This is a genomic window from Methylovirgula sp. (assembly GCF_037200945.1).
Classification (GTDB): Bacteria; Pseudomonadota; Alphaproteobacteria; order Rhizobiales; family Beijerinckiaceae; genus Methylovirgula.
Genome location: NZ_JBBCGP010000001.1, coordinates 3,607,527 through 3,627,989, shown reverse-complemented (window position 1 = coordinate 3,627,989; position 20,463 = coordinate 3,607,527). Strand labels below are relative to the sequence as shown.

17 protein-coding genes, 1 other RNA gene and 1 pseudogene are annotated in these 20,463 nt (G+C 61.7%); 11 read left to right on the top strand and 8 right to left on the bottom strand.

Annotated features, from left to right (window positions below; genetic code table 11):
* Nucleotides 1-17 precede the first annotated feature (17 nt).
* Nucleotides 18-1,132, top strand: a pseudogene (locus WDN02_RS17690) (NADH:flavin oxidoreductase/NADH oxidase).
* Nucleotides 1,133-1,155: 23 nt separating this feature from the next.
* Here WDN02_RS17690 and WDN02_RS17685 read toward each other — a convergent pair.
* From WDN02_RS17685 to WDN02_RS17675, 3 genes are read right to left on the bottom strand one after another with little or no spacing between them, the layout of a single operon-like run.
* Nucleotides 1,156-1,674, bottom strand: coding sequence for a DUF6790 family protein (locus WDN02_RS17685; RefSeq protein WP_337294733.1), 519 nt, complete (start codon nt 1,672-1,674; stop codon nt 1,156-1,158).
* Nucleotides 1,675-1,699: 25 nt separating this feature from the next.
* Nucleotides 1,700-2,953 (bottom strand): CCA tRNA nucleotidyltransferase, encoded by a 1,254-nt coding sequence (locus tag WDN02_RS17680; protein ID WP_337294732.1) that lies wholly within the window; start codon nt 2,951-2,953, stop codon nt 1,700-1,702.
* Nucleotides 2,950-3,210: a DUF6111 family protein gene (locus tag WDN02_RS17675; protein WP_337294731.1), complete on the bottom strand. Its 261-nt coding sequence runs from the start codon at nt 3,208-3,210 to the stop codon at nt 2,950-2,952. The genes WDN02_RS17680 and WDN02_RS17675 overlap by 4 nt, the downstream gene beginning before the upstream one ends.
* A gap of 185 nt (nt 3,211-3,395) precedes the next feature.
* Here WDN02_RS17675 and pabB point away from each other — a divergent pair, with 185 nt between their 5' ends.
* From pabB to WDN02_RS17645, 6 genes are all read left to right on the top strand, one after another.
* Nucleotides 3,396-4,817 (top strand): aminodeoxychorismate synthase component I, encoded by a 1,422-nt coding sequence (gene pabB, locus WDN02_RS17670; RefSeq protein WP_337294730.1) that lies wholly within the window; start codon nt 3,396-3,398, stop codon nt 4,815-4,817.
* The gene (locus WDN02_RS17665) at nt 4,814-5,419 is read left to right on the top strand and encodes an aminodeoxychorismate/anthranilate synthase component II (RefSeq protein ID WP_337294729.1); all 606 of its coding nucleotides are present in this window, start codon (nt 4,814-4,816) and stop codon (nt 5,417-5,419) included. The genes pabB and WDN02_RS17665 overlap by 4 nt, the downstream gene beginning before the upstream one ends.
* Nucleotides 5,406-6,239 carry an aminotransferase class IV gene (locus WDN02_RS17660; protein ID WP_337294728.1) on the top strand — a complete coding sequence of 278 codons (834 nt, stop codon included), beginning with the start codon at nt 5,406-5,408 and terminating at the stop codon, nt 6,237-6,239. Before WDN02_RS17665 ends, WDN02_RS17660 begins: the two co-directional genes overlap by 14 nt.
* Before the next feature lie 97 nt (nt 6,240-6,336).
* The gene (locus WDN02_RS17655) at nt 6,337-6,852 is read left to right on the top strand and encodes a histidine phosphatase family protein (protein ID WP_337294727.1); all 516 of its coding nucleotides are present in this window, start codon (nt 6,337-6,339) and stop codon (nt 6,850-6,852) included.
* A gap of 26 nt (nt 6,853-6,878) precedes the next feature.
* A complete protein-coding gene (locus WDN02_RS17650; RefSeq protein ID WP_337294726.1) occupies nt 6,879-8,378 on the top strand; it encodes a YcjX family protein in 1,500 nt (499 codons plus the stop codon).
* Nucleotides 8,379-8,417: 39 nt separating this feature from the next.
* The gene (locus WDN02_RS17645) at nt 8,418-9,503 is read left to right on the top strand and encodes a TIGR01620 family protein (protein WP_337294725.1); all 1,086 of its coding nucleotides are present in this window, start codon (nt 8,418-8,420) and stop codon (nt 9,501-9,503) included.
* Here WDN02_RS17645 and WDN02_RS17640 read toward each other — a convergent pair.
* Nucleotides 9,500-10,252: a Crp/Fnr family transcriptional regulator gene (locus WDN02_RS17640; RefSeq protein WP_337294724.1), complete on the bottom strand. Its 753-nt coding sequence runs from the start codon at nt 10,250-10,252 to the stop codon at nt 9,500-9,502. The genes WDN02_RS17645 and WDN02_RS17640 overlap by 4 nt on opposite strands.
* 182 nt (nt 10,253-10,434) lie before the next feature.
* Between WDN02_RS17640 and WDN02_RS17635 the strand changes: the two genes are divergently transcribed.
* Entirely contained in the window at nt 10,435-11,367 is a 933-nt protein-coding gene (locus tag WDN02_RS17635) for a transporter (RefSeq protein WP_337294723.1), read from the top strand.
* Nucleotides 11,368-11,440: 73 nt separating this feature from the next.
* On the opposite strand, the gene WDN02_RS17630 is transcribed toward WDN02_RS17635, so the two are convergent.
* The 3 genes from WDN02_RS17630 to WDN02_RS17620 form a co-directional block, all read right to left on the bottom strand.
* Nucleotides 11,441-12,478: an NAD(P)/FAD-dependent oxidoreductase gene (locus tag WDN02_RS17630; protein ID WP_337294722.1), complete on the bottom strand. Its 1,038-nt coding sequence runs from the start codon at nt 12,476-12,478 to the stop codon at nt 11,441-11,443.
* Nucleotides 12,479-12,605: 127 nt separating this feature from the next.
* The gene (locus tag WDN02_RS17625) at nt 12,606-12,926 is read right to left on the bottom strand and encodes a 2Fe-2S iron-sulfur cluster-binding protein (protein WP_337294721.1); all 321 of its coding nucleotides are present in this window, start codon (nt 12,924-12,926) and stop codon (nt 12,606-12,608) included.
* 151 nt (nt 12,927-13,077) lie between these two features.
* On the bottom strand, nt 13,078-13,470 hold the full coding sequence (locus tag WDN02_RS17620; RefSeq protein ID WP_337294720.1) for an Hpt domain-containing protein: 393 nt from the start codon (nt 13,468-13,470) through the stop codon (nt 13,078-13,080).
* A 305-nt stretch (nt 13,471-13,775) separates the two neighbouring features.
* On the opposite strand from WDN02_RS17620, the gene WDN02_RS17615 reads away from it, so the two are divergent.
* On the top strand, nt 13,776-18,797 hold the full coding sequence (locus tag WDN02_RS17615; protein WP_337294719.1) for a hypothetical protein: 5,022 nt from the start codon (nt 13,776-13,778) through the stop codon (nt 18,795-18,797).
* A gap of 23 nt (nt 18,798-18,820) precedes the next feature.
* On the opposite strand, the gene rnpB is transcribed toward WDN02_RS17615, so the two are convergent.
* Nucleotides 18,821-19,201: RNase P RNA component class A (gene rnpB, locus WDN02_RS17610), an RNA gene on the bottom strand.
* 140 nt (nt 19,202-19,341) lie between these two features.
* On the opposite strand from rnpB, the gene WDN02_RS17605 reads away from it, so the two are divergent.
* The gene (locus WDN02_RS17605; protein WP_337294718.1) at nt 19,342-19,668 is read left to right on the top strand and encodes a hypothetical protein; all 327 of its coding nucleotides are present in this window, start codon (nt 19,342-19,344) and stop codon (nt 19,666-19,668) included.
* A 20-nt stretch (nt 19,669-19,688) separates the two neighbouring features.
* Nucleotides 19,689-20,432, top strand: coding sequence for an N-acetylmuramoyl-L-alanine amidase (locus WDN02_RS17600; protein WP_337294717.1), 744 nt, complete (start codon nt 19,689-19,691; stop codon nt 20,430-20,432).
* The last annotated feature ends 31 nt before the right edge of the window (nt 20,433-20,463 follow it).

Sequence of the window (20,463 nt, the reverse complement as noted above, 5' to 3'; positions counted from 1 at the left end):
CGACATTGGAATGCATCATGAGCGCACTTTTCGCACCTCTTAAACTCCGCGGCATGGAGCTCGCCAATCGCATCGTCGTCTCACCGATGTGCCAATATTCGGCCGAGAACAATGGCGAGCCAAATACCTGGCATCTGATTCATCTTGGCACGATGGCGCTTTCCGGCGCCGCCATGCTGACCATCGAGGCGACGGCGGTCGAGCCGGACGGGCGTATCACGCCTGGCGATCTCGGCCTTTGGGACCATAAGACGGAAGCAGCGTTCCGGCCTGTGCTCGCTGCGATCCGCGCCTATTCCAACATCAAGGTGGCGATGCAGCTCGCTCACGCGGGCCGCAAGGCGTCAGCCATGTGCCGTGGGAAGGCGGCGCGCAGATTCCCCTCCACGAAGGCGGGTGGCTTGCGCACGCGCCCTCCGCCGTGCCGCAGCGCGAGGGTGAAGTGCCGCCGCAGCCGCTCGACAAAGCGGGACGCGACCGCATCCGCACGGGCTTCGCCGTGGCGGCCGAGCGCGCCAACCAGCTCGGCCTCGACGCGCTCGAGATTCACGGTGCGCACGGTTATCCGCTGCATGAATTTCTTTCGCCTCTGTCGAACCGCCGCGCCGACGAATATGGCGGCTCGCTCGAAAACCGCATGCGCTTTCCGCTCGAAGTCTTCGAGGCGGTGCGCGCAGCTTTTCCGGCCGACAAGCCGGTCGGCGTACGCGTCTCGGCGACCGATTGGGTCGAAGGTGGCTGGGACTTGAAGCAGACCATCGCCTATGCGGCGGAATTGAAGAAACGCGGCGTCGATTGGATCGACGCCTCCTCCGCGGGCGCGTCGCCGCTGCAGAAGATTCCGGTCGGCCCCGGCTATCAGGTGCCGCTTGCCGAAGGCATCAAGGAAGCGACGGGTGTCACCACTTTCGCTGTCGGCCTCATCACCGAACCGCAGCAGGCTGAAGACATTATCGCCAGTGGCAAAGCCGATCTCGTCGCGCTGGCGCGCGGCATGCTCTACGATCCGCGCTGGGGCTGGCACGCGGCCGCCGCGCTCGGCGGTCAGGTCGATGCACCCCAGCCTTATTGGCGCGCGCCGCCGCGCGAACACAAAAACATTTTTGGCGCAATCACCGACGGAAACCGCTGAACGCGGGGTGGCAATTGCCGCCGCTAGCCTTTGGCTCGCATTGGTGCACAGCGCGACTGCAGCCACAGCAATGCAAAGCCAATCGCTGGAATAAGCACGTCGCTATAGAGGATCGCGCCCGAATTGCCGGGCGCGAGATTTTGGGCCTTGGCGATCTGATAGACATGTCCGCCGGCCGCGCCGAGCAGAAAGAGCGATGGGCCGATAATGGCGGCGAGCCGCAGCCCGAAACCGCCGCGAAACGCAAGAAAGCCGACGACCGCGTAGCCAAGACTCGCAAAGCCGACCTCGGTTTGAAAAGGGCTGTTTGCCCAGCCGATGAACCGAGCCGCCATGTCACCGAAAAATGTATGCATGACGAAATTGTAGAAAAAGCTCACGCCGATCGAAAATAACAGGAAATACGAGAACAAGGCTTCAACGACGATTGCGGTGCCTAAAGGTTTTGGCGCGCGGGCGAGGGCGAAGCATGAGGCGATCAAACCGATTACGAAAAGGGTGACCGTGAAATTGCTAAGTGCGAAAGGGATGGCTGCGGCCATTGAAATGCTCTTCCTCGGACTTGCCTCAATCGCGATCGAGCTGCACTGCCTGATCGAGTATGATCCTCAGAGTTTCCGCATCTTCCGGAAATCCCGCCTCAATCCAGCGCGCTTCCAGAAGTCTCAGCGTTTCGCCGACAGCTTTGCCATCTTTGATGCCGCGCGCGAGCAGGTCATTGCCGCCGAAGGGTAGTCGCGGTTCTTTCGCGTCGCGCAAGAAACCGAGCGCCTTGCGCCAGAGAGCGGCATCGTCGCGGGCGTGCGATGCGGCGAGCAGCAGGGCATCGCAGGCACCACGGCGGCCATAGCGAAACAATAGAGTCAAAAGCCCGCGCTCGTCCGGCGGTGTATCGAAATCATGCAGTGTTTCGAGCGCATCGGCCGCCTTCACCAGACGTTGATGTTCGGGATTTGAGAGGCGGAGCTTCTCGCGCAGCCGGTGAGCGTCTTCGGGCAGATTGAGGCAGAGCGCGGCGAGATTCAAAACCGGATCGGCCTGTTCGCCAGATCGCAGATTCAACAAATTTTCGAGACGTCGCGGATTGGGTGCCGAGGCGAGCAGCGGGCCAAGCAGGCCTGCTTGCGACATCTCGCGCGTTATCTCGCCCGCGCGGGGTGCCGCGAGAAGCTTCAGCACTTCGTTGCGCACGCGTTCGCGCGACAGTCGCGCCAGCCCATCGCGGGCGCGGATACAGGCAAGCAGGCCCTCCGCATCGAGAGGCCCTTCGGCATACCCGGCTGAAAAACGGAAAAAGCGCAGAACGCGCAAATAATCTTCTTTGATCCGCGCCGCGGGATCGCCAATGAAGCGCAGTATTTTCGCGGCGATGTCGTCGAGACCGCCGACATAATCGTAGAGGACGCCTTCGCGGCTTAGCGACAAAGCGTTCATCGTGAAGTCGCGGCGTTGTGCGTCGGCGGCAAAATCGCGGTTGAAGCGCACGACGGCGTGGCGGCCATCTGTCTCGATATCCTCGCGCAGGCTCGTCACCTCGAACGGATGACCGTCGATAATGACAGTCACCGTGCCATGCGCGAGGCCGGTGGGGACGGCGCGCAAATTTGCGGCCTGCGCGCGCGCGGCGACCGTCTCCGGCGTTGCTGTCGTGGCAATATCGAATTCCGAGACCGGCTTGCCGAGCAAGGCGTTGCGCACCGCTCCGCCGACGAGGCGTGCCTCCTCGCCGTTGCCGTTGAGCAGGTCAAGGATGCCCTGGAGTTCGTCGTTTTGCAGCAGGGCCAGCGCAGGCGCGGGCGCCGCGATCTCGGTCACGCTCATTGCATGCGGCCGGGCACGACGACGCCGTTTTCGATATGAGCCGGCACGTAAGCGCCGAGATGCCGGTCGGCGAAAATTCCGAAGGCGAACATTCCAATCACGGCGATGACCAGCCCCAATAGCGTCAAGGTCGAAACGACGCCGCTACCCCAATGGTGACGGCCAAAGGGCGTCGCCCGACGCAAGAGAAGCCAGATTGCATAAAGCATGAAGGGCAGCAGGAATAGAAGCGCGGGCCTCAGGACGACGCGCCACATTCAAAACCCCTCATGGCAGGACTAACTTGGCAAGACTAGTTTGGCCCCTAAGCTAGGGCGGCCGGCGTCGCTTTGCAAAGCCGCGAGGCGATTGCGTAACCGTCTCGGAATCCACATATCTGCGCTGGTTTTCTTGTTCTTCACGAAAATGGTAGCAGATGGCGCCGAATCCGGCGGGAAATGATGTGACGGCAAAGCTGGACGGACTTTGGGTTTATCAGCTCACGTGGCGCGAGCCGCTGGATGTCGCACGCGCGCTCGCCGAGCGGCCCGGCTTCGCATTTCTCGACAGCGCGATGTTCGAGCCGAAGCTTGGGCGTTATTCGTTTATCGGGCTGGAGCCTTTCGGCATTTTTACCGCAGTCGGGCGTCGCGCAGCGTGGAACGGAATCGCCCTTGAGGCCTCGCCGCAAGAGGCTCTGCGCGATTTGCTTGGGCGTTTTTCGTTTACGCCAGACCCGGCGCTGCCGCCGTTTCAGGGTGGCGTGATGGGCGCCGTGCCTTACGAATTCGGTTGGGAATTCGATGGACTGCGCGGCGGCCGGCACGCTGTGGAACAGGACGAGCCGGTTTCGCTCGGTTTTTACGATCTCGTGCTTGCTTTCGATCATCTGCTGCGCCGCGCCTATGTCTTTTCGTCCGGGCTGCCGGAGATAGACAAGAAAGCGCGCGCAGCACGCGCGGCGGCACGAATCGATCATGTGTTGGCTCATCTGGAGCATCCCGGCCGCATCGCGAGCGCACCGCCGGCCATTCATGGCTGGGCCTCGAATTTCAGGCCGGCCGAATATCACGCCGCGATCGAAGATGTGCAGGCGCATATTTTTGCGGGCGACATCTATCAGGCCAATATCGCGCAGCGGTTTTCCGCGCGCCTGCCGGAAGATTTTGCGCCGTTCGGGTTTTACGAGAAGCTGCGCGCGGCCAATCCCGCGCCCTTTGCTGCCTATCTCAATCTCGGCGAGACAGTGATCGCGTCTTCGTCGCCGGAATTGTTGCTGCGCAAACGCGGCCGCGCCATCGAGACGCGGCCGATCAAGGGGACGATCAACCGTTCGCCCGATCCGGCAAAAGACGCGCGCCGCGCCCAGGCGCTTCTAAAATCGGAGAAGGATCGCGCCGAAAACATCATGATCGTCGATCTGCTGCGCAACGATCTTTCACGTGTCAGCGAGCCGAAGTCGGTTGAGGTGCCGGTGCTCTGCGGCCTCGAATCCTACGCAAACGTCCACCATCTCGTTTCTGTGGTCACGGGCGAACTGGCGCAAGGCAGGGATATCGTCGATCTGGTTGCCGCGACCTTTCCCGGCGGTTCGGTTACGGGCACGCCCAAGCGGCGGGCGATGGAAATCATCGACGAGATCGAAAAGGTCTCGCGCGGCTATTATTGTGGGTCGATCGTCTATATCGGCTTTGATGGCACGATGGACATGAACATTGCGATCCGAACTGCGGTGCTGAAACCTGGCCGCGCCTCGCTGCACGCGGGCGGTGGCATCACGAGCCTGTCCGATCCGGTGGCCGAATATGCCGAGACAGAGATCAAGGTGAAGCGTCTGTTCGAGGCGTTCGGTGCGGCCGAGGAATTGGAAGAGGCGGCGCAATGAGCAATGGCGTCCTTGTCATCGACAATTACGATTCGTTCGTCTTCAACGTCGCCCGCTATTTCGAAGAGCTTGGGCGCGATGTCGTCGTGCGCCGCAATGATGAAATTGACGTCGCCGAAATCCGCCGTGCCGGGCCTGCGGCCATTGTGATTTCACCAGGACCGGGAACGCCGCGCGATGCCGGCATTTCCGAGGCCATCGTTGAAGAATTGACTGGTGAGATTCCGATCCTCGGCGTTTGTCTTGGCCATCAGGCCATCGGCGAAGTCTTCGGCGGTAGAATAGAGGCAGCCAAGCGCCCGCTTTATGGCCGGACATCGCGGCTGACACATAGCGGCAAAGGTCTTTTCGAAGGATTGCCACAACCTTTGGTCGTTGGGCGCTATCATTCGCTAGTCGTTGAACGCACGCCAGCGCTCGAAACCAACCTTTCGATTGATGCTGTGTCCGAGGAAGGCGAGATTATGGCGCTCTCGCATCACACTGCGGCGGTTTATGGCGTCCAGTTTCATCCGGAATCAATTTTGACCGAATTTGGCCACGCTCTTTTCGCTAATTTCTTGCGTCTCGCTATGGAAAGAAAGCCGCGTGTTCTGGTTTAATGGTGCGATACAAGAGCAGCCGGTCGTTTCCTTCGATTTGACGGATCGCGGACTCAACCTTGGCGACGGCGTGTTCGATACATCGCTGGCGCGTAACGGCCACATTTTTCGTCGCAAGTCGCATATCGATCGGATGGCGGACGCGGCCGAGATTCTTGGCATTCCTTTCGACGAAATGGCCGCCGGGACGGCCCTCGATGCGCTCGCCGAGGCTATCGGCGACGGCGCGGTTCGGTTGACACTGACGCGCGGGCCAGGCCCACGCGGGCTATCATTCCCGAAAAATCCCGCGCCGCTTCTCTATGGCGCGGCCGCAGCGATGCACATGCCGCTGTTCCCGGTTTTGAAACTTGGTACGACATCGATCCGCCGCAACGAGACGTCGCCGGCCTCGCGCATCAAAGCGTTGCCTTATCTCGATTCCGTGCTGGCGCTGGAACAGGCTTCCGCGCGCGGCGCCGACGAGGTTTTGTTCGAGAATACGCATAGCCGCGTGGCTTGCCTCGCAACCGCGAACATCTTTGCCATTTTCGGCCGTCAGCTCGTAACCCCGCCGCTGAGCGACGGCGCGCTCGCCGGAACCACACGCGCTTTCGTCCTTTCCAAGGCGCACGGTTTGCACTTCGATGTCGCCGAGCGTTCGCTGCCGTTGGAGAAATTCTCCCGTGCCGATGCCCTGTTTGCGACCAGCAGCCTGCGGCTGATCGCCCCGTGCAGCCAGCTCGATGCCATCACCTATCCCTCCGAGGCGAACGAGATCGTGATGGAATTGCAGGCCTCGATCAAAGAGGTGATTGCGAGCGAATGCGGACGCTTTTAAACCGGGCGTCCCGAGCGCGGCTTTGCAAGGCGCCCGCCACGGGAGATAATAGCGCCGCCGGGTTCCCGGTTCGTCCTTACTCCTGCCCGGTTTCCTCATGCTGCGCCTAGCAATTTTGCGTCATGCCGAAGCAGTGCCGCTCACAGACGAATCGGATGCGGATCGGGAATTGACCCCCGCGGGCTGGGAAATGGCCGAGCGGATGGGCCGCTATTTCCGCGATGCGGGATTGCGGCCGGACCTTGCTTTGGTCTCACCCGCAAAGCGCGCCAAAGAAACTTTCCGCGGCCTCGAACGGGGCGCGGGTGTGACGTTCACGGTAGATTTCGTCGGCAAGCTCTATAGCGCCGATCTCCGCACTTTGGAGGAGGTGGTGGCTGAAGCGCCCGGAGATGCCAAATTTCTTCTCATCGTCGGCCACAATCCAGGCCTTGCCGAACTGGCGCATGTCTTGGCCGGGCACGGCAACAAGGCGGAACTTGCGCGGATGCGCGGCAATTTTCCCGCGCCGGCGCTGGCCGTGATCGATTTTGACGTCGATGTCTGGCAAAAGGCGCGTCGCGGCGTGGGCCAACTCGAACATTTCGTCACACGCCTCGCGCTCGCCAAATGAACCCATCGGAAGGTTGAGGATCGCCCGTGCCCTCTTTCGCCGATTTTCTCTTCGATACCGGGCTCGCGATTCAGAACCTTGCCGAATCCCTATCCGGCCGTCCGTTGCGGCTCGGCGTCACTGGCCTGTCGGGCGCGGGCAAGACGATTTTCCTTACTGCGCTCGTGCAGCATCTGACTCTGGCCGCACGCGTCGCGACGCTGGGCGGCAAGAATCCACTGCCCGTCTTCCGGGTTCATGCGGAAGGTCGGTTGGTTCGCGGCGCCATCCAACCACAGCCCGACGATGCGGTGCCGCGCTTCGCCTACGAAGACCATATCGCGACGCTGACAGGGCCGGGCGGCGATGCCGACAAACGCGCGTGGCCCGAGTCGACCCGCCGCATTTCCGAACTGCGGCTGACGCTCGAATTCGAACGTGACACCGGGTTCGGCCGGCGGACATCGCAGTTAACGATCGACCTCATCGATTATCCCGGCGAATGGCTGCTCGATCTGCCACTTCTCGGCAAATCCTATCAACGCTGGTCGCAGGATACGCTTGACGCGAGCCTGACTCCGGCGCGCGCGCCACTGGCGGCCGAATGGCGCGCCTATGTCACGAGTCTCGACGCCGAGGCTGCCGCGGACGAGGGTGTCGCGCAGAAGGCAGCGGCGCTGTTCACGGCCTATCTTCGCGCCTGCCGCGCCGAACCGATCTCCGCATCGGCGTTGCCACCAGGGCGTTTCCTAATGCCGGGCGATCTTGAAGGCTCGCCGCTGCTGACGTTTTCGCCGCTGCCGATCAGCGAAGGCAGCGAAACCGATCCGCAATCGCTCGCCGGCATGATGGCACGCCGCTACGATGCCTATCGCAATCATGTGGTGCGGCCGTTCTTTCGCGATCATTTCGCAAGACTCGACCGGCAAGTCGTGCTCGTCGATGTGCTGGCGGCGCTGAACGCTGGCGTTTCCGCCGTGCGCGATCTCGAACAGGCGCTCGGCGACGTTCTCAATGCTTTCCGTACCGGCAAGAATACATTGCTGACGAGTTTGCTGCGACCGCGGATCGACAAAATTCTTTTCGCCGCCACCAAGGCCGATCATTTGAATCATGTGAGCCACGATCGCCTGGAGGCGATCCTGCGACGGCTGACGGCGCGTGCCATTGCTCGGTCAGAGAACGTTGGTGCAATTATCGATGTTGTCGCGCTCGCGGCGGTGCGCGCCACGCATGAAGTCAATGTCGGTCGCGGCGGTGCGGCTTTGCCGGCTGTCGTCGGTATTCCGATTGCCGGCGAGCGCATCGGCGGCGAGGTCTTCGATGGCCGCACGGAAGCGGCGATTTTCCCCGGCGAATTGCCGCGCGATCCGGATGCTGTTTTCTCCGGCGATATGGGAATCGTCGATCCGCATGCGGCGGATTACCGTTTCGTGCGCTTCCGGCCACCGATTGCGGCTCGGGACGCGGCCGGCGAGGCGTTGCCGCTGCCCCATATTAGGCTCGACCGCGCCTTGCAATTCCTGCTCGGCGACAGATTTGATTAAGGCATCGCATCCGGTTTCGGACAATCCGATGCGATCGAAATGATTGCGAGAACGGCTTTGGCGACCGAAGCGAAATTGAAACCTCAGGCTTTTCGGCTCGACAAAGGGCAGGGGATCGCCGAGCCCCCGCACGAGGCGTTTACGCTCGAACCGGTCGAGGATTTTGTCGGGGCCGAAGCCGCGACCGCGGCAGCGCTCGACCCGGCCGAGCGCGCTGTCGAATCGGCGCAACGTCGTGGCATCACCCGCAGCGCGCTCATTTCCTGGGGCGGCCTGTTCTTTTCGGCGGCGAGCGGTTTCGTCCTCGTCGCCTTGGGCAACTGGGTCTTTGAGCTTGTCGCGGATCTCTTTTCGCGATCGAAGGCCTTGGGCTATGCGGCCGTCGGTCTCGGCGGCTTGGCGCTTCTTGCGCTTGCCGTCATGGCCGGGCGCGAAATCTGGAGCATCGGCCGCCAAAGCAAGATCGCCCATATGCATATGAGTTTTGCCGCGGCCCGCGCTGCCGACGATCGCGATCCGGCGCGTCGCCTCGTGACCGAACTCGTCAGCCTGCAATCAAAGCGCGGATCGAGCGCCGCCGTGCGTGCCAATCTTCTCGATCTCACCAAGGAGATCGTTGATGGCCGAGACCTGATCGACATCGCCGAGCGCGATCTCATTCGGCCGCTCGATCGGGAGGTCTCGCGTGAGATTGCGACCGCCGCGAAGCGTGTTTCGATGGTGACTGCGATTTCGCCGCGCGCACTTGTCGATGTGATCTTTGTCGCCGCGCAGGCGTTGCGTCTTGTTCGTCGAATTTCGGAAATCTACGGCGGACGGCCCGGTTTCTTTGGGTTTCTCAAACTCATCCGCTCGGTCGGCGCGCATCTCGCTATCACAGGCGGCGTCGCCATCGGCGATTCGCTCATTCAGCAGGTGGTCGGCCACGGCATTGCCGCCAAATTGTCGGCGCGTCTGGGCGAGGGCGTTCTCAACGGCATGTTGACCGCGCGCATCGGCCTGTCGGCGATGGCCGTCTGCCGGCCGATGCCATTCGCGATCGAATCGCCGCCGGGCATCGGCGATGTCGCGCCGTTTCTCTTTCAGTCCGACAAGAAGGCCGCCGAAGATGCGCGAAAAGGCTAATAGCTTTCGGCGATCTGTTTGAGTCGCCGCAGGTCAAGGAAATCGATGCCGCGTTTGGCGACGCTGATGATCGCATCGCGGGCGAAGCGCGCCAGCGTGCGGTTCACTGTCTCCACGGTCATCCCGAGAAAATCGGCAATGTCGGCTTGCGGAACGCGCACAGGCACAAGCGTTGTCTCAACATTGCGCCACGCATAGCTTTCAAGCAGAGCGAGAAGGAATTGCGCCACTTTTGGCTCGGCGCGTTTTTGGCCGAGGAGCGCAATTTGCTGGCGCGCGCGCGTCAGCTCTTCATGGATCGCGATCGCCAAAGCGGCCGAAAAAGCGGGGTCGCGCTGGAAAAAGGCAATGAAATCCTGGCGGCGAAAATGGCAAAGACAAACGGGATCGAGGGCATCAGCGCTGTACTCGTTACGCTCGCTCAAGGGGGAGAGCAGCAGATCGCCGGGCTTGGCGAAGCCGATCACTTGCCGCCGTCCGTTGAGATGGCGCTGATAGAGTCGCAACAGGCCGTTGCGCACGATGTAGATGTTCTCCGTTTCGTCGCCTTGACGGAAAAGCGCCTTGTTTGGTTCCACGGTCACGAGCCGCGCGGTGTCCGCGAGGATGGCCTTTTGAGCATCGGTGAGGCGGCTGCAAAAGCCTCTGTTGCGGAGTTCGCAATAGTCACAGACGCGCACCTTTTCTGCGAACGATGCCTTTGCCGAATCCTTTTGTATCCGCACGCTTGTCTGACGACTCGATGTCATTTTGCTTCCTTCCCGTGGGAAGCATCGCGCCGGCGTCGGCGAGCAGAATTGATCTAGATCACACAACGCGGAGACAATTTGTCGCGATCCGATGTGAAGCTGACTTGATCTCCATCACCTATGACGCGCGCGACGAGTGCGATCTTCCCCGATAACGGCACATAAGCCGGAGGGGGATTTGCATGAAACGATCAACGATAAGGCTCGCGAGGGCGTCCGCGGCATCGGCTGCGGCACTATTTTATATTTGCGGCGTGCGGGCCTTCGCCGATCCGGTCAGTCCTGCTGGCTGGACGATGAACCTGCCGGTCGCGGTGCCTCTGCCGGGCGGTCTCTATTTCGCCGACACCGGCTATTACATGGAGCGCCAGACCGCGGGTGCTGGCAAGGTGCAGGGCGAGGTCAACCTGCCCGCTCTCATCTGGTCGACGCCGTTCGATTTCCTCGGCGGCCATGTCGAGGCGATCGCCACGGTGCCGGAGTTGAGTATCGGCGATCACACCGCCGGCATCAGCTCGACTTCCTTCTACAATTCGGCGCTGCTGATCGGCGACGTCTGGAACCTCGGCAGCGGCTGGAGCGTGTCGGAGTACGTCGGCACCTTCTTCCCGGTTAACACCTATAATGGCGAGACGCTCGGGATCGGCGGCAATTTCTGGACCTTCACCGACATTGCCGGCATCGCGTACAACGGCGCGGACGGCTGGAGCCTCGGCGCCAATCTCACGTTCGGCCTCAGCAGCAACGATCCGGCCTATGGATTCCAGACCCAGCCCGATACGCTCGATGTCGATTTCTCGGCGATCAAGCATATCGATAAATGGGAGTTGGGCTTCATCGGCAATGCCTCGGGCGATGTGAGCCATGCCTATCGTAACGGTTGGGGCGCGCATCCCTATAGCCAGGTCGCACTTGGCGGTCTCGTCGGTTACACCTTCGGGACAGTGACGACGGAAGTCATGGCGACGCGCAGTGTCGAGGCGCGCGATCAAGCGCCCTATCTTGGCAATGCTTCGCCCGGCCTCGGCCAATATGACACGCGGGTCTGGGGCCGCATCATCATTCCGCTTTGGAATCCACCGGCCGCGCCGGCGCCGGTCGTCGCTAAGTATTGAGGTCGGGAAAATCCCGTGTGACGTTGTGTATGGGCCGGCTTTACGTCGGCCCATTTTTTATTGAACGCCGATTTTATTGAACGCCGAGCTTCTTCTGCAGGCTCGTCGAAGACGTCGTGTATTGGAACGTCAGTTTCTTATCGGGATAGACGTAGCGATGCACCTTCTGCGCCGCTAGTGAGCCTTCGTGGAAGCCGCAGAGTATGAGTTTCAGCTTGCCGGGATAAAAGTTGATATCGCCGATGGCGAAGATACCCGGAACGCTGGTCTCGAATTTCTCGGTATCGACCGGAATCAGATTCTCTTCGAGGTTGAGTCCCCATTCGGCGATCGGGCCGAGCTTCATCGTCAAACCGAAGAAGGGAATGAGCCGATCGACGGCGATCTCGACCGGCTCTTCCTTGCCGGCTTTGAAATGCGCGCCGCTGAGTTCGCCGTCGGCACCGGCGAGGCCGATGATCTGGCCGATGCGAAGGTCCATCTTGCCTGCGGCAACGAGTTCGCGCATCGCATTGACTGAATGCGGCGCGGCGCGGAATTCGTCGCGGCGATGGACGAGCGTGATCTTCTTGGCGATCGGATGCAGGTTCAGCGTCCAGTCGAGCGCCGAATCGCCGCCGCCGACGATGAGCACGTTCTTGTCGCGAAATTCTTCCATCTTTCGCACGGCGTAGAAGACGGATTTGTCCTCATAGGCCTCGATGCCTTCGATCGGCGGCTTCTTCGGCTGGAATGAACCACCGCCGGCGGCGACGATCACCGCCTTTGCCGTGAAAGTCGTGCCGGCGTCGGTCTTGAGGCGGAACAGCGGTGCCTCCGGCGTGCCGAGGCTTTCAAGTTCAGTGACCAATTGATCGAAATGGAAGGTCGGCCGGAAAGGTTCGATCTGCGCCATCAAGTTGTCGATGAGACCAGTGCCGGTCACCATCGGGTGGGCGGGGATGTCGTAGATCGGCTTCTCGGGATAAAGCTCGGAGCACTGGCCGCCGGCGCGCGGCAGGATGTCGATCAACTGGCAGCGGATATCGAGCAGGCCGAGTTCGAACACCGTGAAGAGGGCAGAGGGACCGGCGCCCACGAAGACGACATCTGTATCAATATTATCAACCATCAAGGGCTCCTTGAAAATTCATATGCGCGCCTGGGCTGCAATGCCTGGCGGCTTGGCAGATTTTGCCGGCTTGCTAACGCGTCCTTGGCGATCCGCGGAAGAAGCGCCGGGAAATTCCTTCGGGGAATTAGCCCTGGCGTGCCGGCGTCCTGACGACCAGGCCGTCAATCTCGGGTGTGATTTTGATCTGACACGAGAGCCGCGAATTGGGCTGCACATCATAGGCAAAATCAAGCATATCCTCTTCCTGCGGGCTGGGCTCGCCCGTCAAGGAGACAAAAGCTTCATCGACATAGACATGGCAGGTGGCGCAGGCACAGGCCCCGCCGCATTCGGCGGTCAGCTCGGGGATCGAATTGCGGATCGCCGCCTCCATCACCGTCGAGCCTTCTTCGGCCTCAACCGGTCTTTTTTCGCCAGATGAATCGATGAAGGTAATATGGACCATTGATGCTTTCTCAGGGGGGTTCGGACAGGATTGCGCGCTTTCTTAATGAAGAGCTTGCGCGATGAACAGCCTTGTCTTCGCCGGGGCGGCGATTTGCCAGCAAAATCGCGATTTTGAGTTAGCTTCTATGTTGCGTCGCAGCAGAGCGCGCTCAGCCGTTATGAGAAAGGCTCGTTAAATAAAAGCTGATGGCAGCGTCGGCGGCGTCCGCATCGGCGGATAGGTCTTTAAGTGCGGCGGGCATCGCGTGGCCAGCCCGCAAGCCGGTTTCTACGGTTTCCGCCGCCTGGGCGAATTCGAAGGCGCCGATAGTCCGGGCCGAGCCTTTCAGTTTATGGGCGAGGTCGGCGCGGACTTGCGGCAAGGCGTCGTCGTCGCGAAGCAGGGTCAGAATTTCCTGCGATTGACGGACGAAAAGCGCCAAAATCTCGCGTTGAAGAGCGTGATCGCCGCCCGTTTGCGCCGCCAGGTGGCTCAGATCGAGTATTTGCGCCGATTTATGCAAGACAGTCCCTTGTGCAGCTTTGGGCGCTCTCGCGTCCATCCCCAGCTAATTATCCCGCCGACCCCAAGTGTGGCTTGCCAACGCACGGGTTTTGCTCGACAAATTTCGGATAGCGCACGCAATGATGACTGGAACGCTGACTTGGCGGTAAATCTTTCCGCCTATGGTGAATAACGCGTTAACGACGTTTCCAAACCCTTTGGCAGTGGCGGTTTCCATCGCCCAGGTCCGGATGTAAACTGCCCTTGGTTAATGGAATATTTGTGTTTTCGCCGTTGGCGGACGGGGAATCCCTGCCGTAGCGTTCTTGTTCGGTGCGTATTTCGTTTGCGTAAGAGGTCAAAATGGCGACGTCCAATAAGGCGCAAGATCCGGCGGCTGCAGCGCTGTCGGCAATTGAAGAGGCCCTAAACCTCTCCGACAGCGCGCCGGCTGTCGAAGAAGATAAAGCGCCGGAAATTTCGACGCCGATTTTTCCCAAGGCCTCGGACCCCGACAAGACACTCAAAATCAGGAAACGCTATCCTGAAGGGCCGGCTCTGGGCGCGCCCTTGTCGGCATCGCCTGTTGATCTGGATCGCGCGACGCCGCGACTGCCGGAAGTGGAAGACCACCCGCTCTTCGCGCCGCGCCGGCCGGATAACAATGTCGAGGCGGGACAGGGCGATTTCAACGCCAACCGTCCAAATCTTCAGCCCGCCGCCACGCCTGCCAATGACGATCGCCATTCCGTTGGCGCGATCCTGAAAGCGCTGAATCGGCGGCCGAGCGCAGCGCCGCTCATTGTCGCGGGCGTTCTTTCGGTCGTCTGGCTGGCTTTGGCCGGTTTCTTCTTCGTGGCGCATCGCGCCGATTATTTCGCGCACGTCTCGATATCGCGGCCGGAGACTTTGATCTTTGCGCTTCTGACCGTCGGCCCGGTCATATTCTTCATGGTCACGGGGCTTTTGGCGCGCCGTGCGCAGGAAATGCGCCTCACGGCCCGCTCGATGGCAGAGATCGCCGTGCGACTTTCGGCGCCGGAGACGATTGCCAGCGATCAGATGGTGACTCTTTCGCAGGCCATACGCCGCGAGATCGTCTCGATGGGCGACGGCATTGAGCGGGCGCTGGCGCGCGCTGGCGAGCTCGAGACGCTTGTCCGTTCCGAAGTGTCCAATCTCGAGCGCTCCTATTCGGAAAACGAGCGCCGCATTCGCTCGCTCGTCGATGAATTGCAGACCGAACGTGAATCGATGATGGCCAACAGCGAGCGGATGCGTTCCGCCGTGGGTGGCGCGCAGGATTCCTTCGCTCAGGAACTCGATACCGCCGCGGTTCGTCTCTCCGAAAACCTCAACAATGCCGGGAATCGTATCACGACCACCCTCGGTTCGACTGCGGAAGAGATTCGCTTTTCCATCGCGCGCGTCGGTGAAGACTTGCTCGGCACACTTGCCACGCACGGCGAACAGATCATCGGCCGGCTTGAGCAGACCCGTGCGTCGGTTGACGAGACCCTGACGCGTGCCAACGGCGCGCTTGCGGAGACCTTCAACCAGCGTCTGGGCGACGTCGATGCGCATCTGCATGAGACGAGTGAGGCATTCGCGAATCATATCGTTCAGCGTCTCGACGATGCGAGCGGCCGTGTCGCAACGCTGCTCGGCGGAACAACGTCTTCCTTTGAGGAGATCTCGCAGAACTTCGCGCAACGGCTTGAGGATGTCGATGCGCATCTGCGCACGACTGGCGAAGCCGTTGTCTCCAGCATCGTCCGCGAGCTCGATGAAGCGGCGGAGCGTGCGGCGACGGCGCTTGGCGGAACGACGTCGGCTTTCGACGATATCTCGCAGGGTTTGAGCGAGAAGCTCGCCGACGCGAACGCGCAACTGCGCGGCAGCAGCGAGAGCGTCGTTACCGAGATCACGCAAAAGCTTGAAGAAGCCAGCGCCCGGATCGCGACGGTCTTTGAAGATTCGTCATCGTCCTTTGCGGCGCACTCAGACAAGATGCATGAGCGCATTGCAACGACAGCGCAGGAATCGTTCGATAATTTCGCCTACCATGCGGGGACGCTCAACGATCGCTTCGCTGAGACCGCGGGCGATGCGATCAGCGCCATCGGCATGCATAGCGAACGTATCAATGAAACGCTCGCGGAGCGGCTTGCGCGCTTTGAAGATACGATTGCCGGGCACGGCAACGAAGTCGCCGACCGGCTCGGCGAGAACGCCGATGCACTTGCGGGCCGGCTCAGCACGCATTTTGAAACGCTGCAAGGCGTGCTCGATAGCCAGGGCGGCGACCTCGATCGCAAGCTCGCCGAGCATACTGACCGGACGGCAGAAGTCTTTACCCTGCATGCGCAGACGCTCGATGACCGGACCACGGCCAGAGTGCAGCAAGTTGCCGATTCGCTCGATGGCTTGTTCGGCCGTATCGACAACGCGCTCGATGGCCGCGCTAGATCGTTGCACGAAACACTGGCGGCGCGGACACTCGAAATCGCGCGCGTCCTGAGTGACGGCAATCGCGACATCACCCAGGCGCTCGACACACGGGCGGAAGCGATCAACGCCGCAATGGCGCACCATGTCACCGCTTTCAGTGAAAGCTTCGCGGAAAAGGCAGACGCGGCGAGCCAATTGCTGAGCGACGGCACCGCGGGCATCGGCGACATGCTCGCGGCGCAGGCCGAAGCAATCAACGCCGAAATGGCGCACCACGTCACGGCTTTCAACGAAAACTTCGCAGAAAAAGCCGCCGTGGCGAACCAGTTGCTGAGCGAGAGCACCGCGGGCATCGGCGACACGCTCGCGGCGCGGGCCGAAGCGATCAATGCCGAAATGGCGCACCACGTCACGGCTTTCAACGAAAACTTCGCAGAAAAAGCCGCCGTGGCGAACCAATTGCTGAGCGACAGCACTGCAGGCATCGGTGACACGCTCGCAGCGCGGGCCGAGGAAATCAGTTCTTTGCTCGGTGGCCAGGCCAGCGACATCAGTTCGGCTTTCGATGCGCGGGCTGGGGAGATCAATTCGATTCTCGGCAGCCGCGCGACAGAGATCGCATTGCTGCTCTCGGCCAAGGCCGACGAGGTCGATCAAGTGCTTGGCGCACGTACGACGGAAATCGCGCAGACGCTGGCGGTCAAGGCCGATGAGGTCAATCATTTGCTTAGCGGCCGTGCCAACGAAATCGCGCAGACCTTGTCCGATCAAGCCCAGGATGTGAACGAGGTTCTTGGCCTGCGCGCCAGCGAGATCGCCGATACGCTCGATGGCCGCATCGCCCGCTTCGAGGAGCAGATCGTCGGTCGTCTCGATAACGTCACGGCCGATCTCGATCAGCGCGGTCGGGAGTTGTCCGAAAATCTGGGGCAGCGGGCGCGTGAGATCGATCAGACGCTGGCGCATCATACCGGCAACATCAGCGCTGCGCTCGATCATGAATCGGGTCAGCTTGAGGGGCTGTTGAGCGGCCGCGCCGACGCGCTGCGGACTTTGCTCAACCAGGCGGGACAGGATCTGGATTCGACGCTTGCGGGACGCATCGGAGAGATCGGCGGCGTTCTCGCCGGTCGCGTCAACGAGATCGGCGCAACTCTCGCAGGCCGTCTCGTGGAGCTACAAGCCGCGCTCGACGAACGCAGCGGCAATCTGCACGCAACGCTGAGCGAGCGCTCGCAGGCCATTGATGCCGTGCTCGATACCAAGGGCACGGACCTCGTTAACAAGTTGGGCCGCAAACAGGCGGAACTCACTGCAGCGCTCGACCAGTCGACTCAAAGCCTCAACGATGCCTTGGCTGCCGGCGCCGCGGCTTCGGTCAATTCGCTGGTCGCGACCCATCATCAGGTTCGCGGCGGCCTGGGCGAGGCGCTCGGCGCGCTCGACGAGAAGAACTCGGCCGTGCAGCGCACTGTCGAAAGCGCGCAAGCGGCCTTCTCGGCGATTGAATCGGGTTTGAGCGCCCGTATCGCCGACTTTGAGCATGTCACCTACGACATCAATCGCCGGATAGATGCGCTTGGCGACAACGCGAACTCCACCGTCGCCAGCGCGCAGGCACTCTTCGAGACGATCGCGCATCAGCAGCAGGCGCTTACGATCGCCGCTGCCGATCTCACGCATTCGCAAGCCGAACTGGATCAAAGCCTCAAGGAACGCCGCGGCGCTCTCGAAAACCTCTTGGCCAACGTGCAGGCGCGGCGCGAGGAAATCGACGAAGTCACGACTTCGTTCACGAATCTCATTGAGGAAGCCTTCCGTCGCGCGGAAACCCGCGCGCATGAGATCGGCACGTTCCTCGCGAACACATCGCAGACGACGGCCAGCCAGGCCGAGCGTCAGTTCGGCGACATTCGCAACTCCATCAGCAATGAACGCGACCGCACGGTCGACCTCATGCGAACCGCCTATGAACAGGCCAGCGCCGAGATCGAGGATATTTTCGGCCAATCGACGGCGCGCTTCCAGGCGGCCGCCACCGACATGCGCGGCATGGCGCGCGAGATTCAGCGCGAGCTCGAATCGACCCGCGAGGAATTGCGTCGAAATACCGTCAGCCTGCCGCAGGAAACGGCAGAGCAGACAGCCGCCATGCGCCGTGTCGTCGCCGATCAGATCAAGGCGTTGAACGAGCTGACCGACATCGTCGCGCGCTCAGGTCACGGCTACGATTTGTCGGATCCGTTGGCATCCTCGCCGGCACGGGACGTCGCGCCATCGCGCCGTATCGAGCCCGCGCGTTCTGACGTGCCGCGTTTCTCGGAGCCACGTTCCGAAGCACCACGTTTCTCCGAGCCAGCGCGCTCCGAAACGCCGCGCTTCTCCGAATCTCAGCGCGAAAACCGTTCGGAGCCGCCGCGTCCGTCACGGTCGGCGCAGCCCGCCGCACGGCCGACCCCGCCTGTGGGTGATCGTGGTCCGGGCTGGCTCTCCGATCTGCTCGCCCGCGCCTCGCGCGACGAGCAACCGCGCCGGCCTGCAGCACCGGAGGACGCCCCGCGGATGCTGCCGCCGATCGGGCGTAGCCCGGCGGCCTCGGAACCGCTTGAAACGATCTCGCACGACATCGCCCGGATGGTCGATCATGCCGCGATTGCTGACGCTTGGGATCGTTATCGCGGCGGTGAAAGTGGTGCCTTCGCGCGCGGGCTTTACATCGGCCGCGGCGCTCAAACGTTCGAGGAAATCCGCCGCCGCTACCGCGCGGATGCCGATTTCCGGGTCACAGTTGATCGCTACATCCAGGAGTTCGAGCGTCTCCTGGCGGATGTTGGCCGTGACGACCGCGACGACACCCTGACGCGCACCTATCTCACATCGGAGACCGGCAAGGTCTATACGATGCTCGCGCATGCAGCAGGCCGGCTAAATTAGCCGGCTCTGCCTCTCCCGTTAAAGTCGCCAGTCGGCCTATAAGCCGGGTTTTGTATGGCGCGCCGAAGCGCACGTGACGGCCATTCCTCTAGGACGGCCGTTGCCGGCCGTCTCAAGCAACCTACCCGGGCGCGGGTCTGGAGACGGCCCTGCGGTCCTCTTTCGAGGCCGCCCGCGCCCCTATTCGGTTTTGCTCCCGGTGGGGCTTGCCATGCCGCGGCTGTTACCAGACGCGCGGTGCGCTCTTACCGCACCGTTTCACCCTTACCTGCCGGCGAACCGGCGGGCGGTCTCGTTTCTGTGGCGCTATCCCTGGGGTCACCCCCGCCGGACGTTATCCGGCACCGTGTCTCTATGGAGCCCGGACTTTCCTCCGCAAAAGCGGCGGCCATCCAGCCGACTGGCTGCGTCGGGATAGGCGCGTGGCGGCCTGCCGTCAACCGAAGCAGAACATGCGTGTGCCGTACGGCCATCGCGATCTGAACAAAATTTTAAAGGATTTCTGCATCATTGAAGACGGCACTCCATTCCCGGTGGGGACAAAATGAAACTGCGCGGCGGCCTTTCGATTGTAATGCTGTGTCTTCTCCTTGCCGGGTGCGGCTACACCCCGGAGCAGCGTGCAACATCGGGCGCGGCGATCGGCGGCGCGACCGGATTGGCACTCGGCGCGGCGGCCGGCGGCTCGCCCGGCGCGGCGCTCGCAGGCGGCGTCCTGGGTGCGGCGACCGGCGCCATTATTGGCGCCAACACGCGGCCGCCGCCACCTCCGCCGCCGGGCTATTATCCGCCGCCACCACCGCCGCGTTGCGCGCATTGGGACTATGATGTCTATGGCCGCCCGATCTGCGTGGCCTATTACGGATATTAAACGCCAGCGTGGCGTACATCATGAGCGATTTCATCTCAGACTCTTTGCTGGCCGAGCCGCTTCCTTCGCTCAATTACGGGTTAAGGCATGGGCGCGAGCCCAATACGATCGTTTTGCATTATACGGGGATGGCGACCGGCGTAGCGGCCCTTGAACGGCTAGGCGACCCGAATTCGGAAGTCTCGGCGCATTATGTCGTCGAGGAAGACGGGCGCATATTTCAGCTCGTGCATGAAGCCTACCGCGCCTGGCACGCCGGCAAAAGTTTCTGGGCGGATGAAACCGATATGAACGCGGTTTCGATCGGCATTGAGATCGTCAATGGCGGTCATGATTTCGGCCTGCCTGCCTATCCTGATGCGCAGATCGATGCCGTGATCGCGCTCTGCCGCGATGTTGCCGAACGACATGAAATCCTACCGCAGAACATTCTCGCGCATTCCGATATCGCGCCGGAGCGCAAGGCCGACCCAGGCGAGCTTTTCCCCTGGGCGAAACTCGCGGCGGCCGGTGTCGGCCTTTATGTGCCACCGCGTCCAATCGGCCCCGATGCGGGCCTGAGTCTTGGCGACGAGGGCGCCGAGGTCTGGGATCTTCAGCGTAAGCTGGTCGCCTACGGTTACGGGCTCGAGGTCACAGGTGTTTATGACGATAAAACCGAGAAAGTGGTGACGGCCTTCCAGCGCCATTTCCGGCCGCAGCGCGTCGATGGCGAGGCCGATCTCTCAACGCGAAATACGCTGCAGGATTTGCTGGCGCTTTAGCGCATCTTCGAAAGCCGCGCCTGGTAGGAAC

Bases quoted from the DNA above. Each gene is read 5' to 3' on its own strand.
- WDN02_RS17685 (WP_337294733.1), bottom strand. From the start codon at position 1,674: ATGGCCGCAGCCATCCCTTTCGCACTTAGCAATTTCACGGTCACCCTT.
- WDN02_RS17680 (WP_337294732.1), bottom strand. From the start codon at position 2,953: ATGAGCGTGACCGAGATCGCGGCGCCCGCGCCTGCGCTGGCCCTGCTG.
- WDN02_RS17675 (WP_337294731.1), bottom strand. From the start codon at position 3,210: ATGTGGCGCGTCGTCCTGAGGCCCGCGCTTCTATTCCTGCTGCCCTTC.
- WDN02_RS17665 (WP_337294729.1), top strand. From the start codon at position 4,814: ATGAGCAATGGCGTCCTTGTCATCGACAATTACGATTCGTTCGTCTTC.
- WDN02_RS17655 (WP_337294727.1), top strand. From the start codon at position 6,337: ATGCTGCGCCTAGCAATTTTGCGTCATGCCGAAGCAGTGCCGCTCACA.
- WDN02_RS17645 (WP_337294725.1), top strand. From the start codon at position 8,418: ATGATTGCGAGAACGGCTTTGGCGACCGAAGCGAAATTGAAACCTCAG.
- WDN02_RS17640 (WP_337294724.1), bottom strand. From the start codon at position 10,252: ATGACATCGAGTCGTCAGACAAGCGTGCGGATACAAAAGGATTCGGCA.
- WDN02_RS17635 (WP_337294723.1), top strand. From the start codon at position 10,435: ATGAAACGATCAACGATAAGGCTCGCGAGGGCGTCCGCGGCATCGGCT.
- WDN02_RS17630 (WP_337294722.1), bottom strand. From the start codon at position 12,478: ATGGTTGATAATATTGATACAGATGTCGTCTTCGTGGGCGCCGGTCCC.
- WDN02_RS17625 (WP_337294721.1), bottom strand. From the start codon at position 12,926: ATGGTCCATATTACCTTCATCGATTCATCTGGCGAAAAAAGACCGGTT.
- WDN02_RS17620 (WP_337294720.1), bottom strand. From the start codon at position 13,470: ATGGACGCGAGAGCGCCCAAAGCTGCACAAGGGACTGTCTTGCATAAA.
- WDN02_RS17615 (WP_337294719.1), top strand. From the start codon at position 13,776: ATGGCGACGTCCAATAAGGCGCAAGATCCGGCGGCTGCAGCGCTGTCG.
- WDN02_RS17605 (WP_337294718.1), top strand. From the start codon at position 19,342: ATGAAACTGCGCGGCGGCCTTTCGATTGTAATGCTGTGTCTTCTCCTT.
- WDN02_RS17600 (WP_337294717.1), top strand. From the start codon at position 19,689: ATGAGCGATTTCATCTCAGACTCTTTGCTGGCCGAGCCGCTTCCTTCG.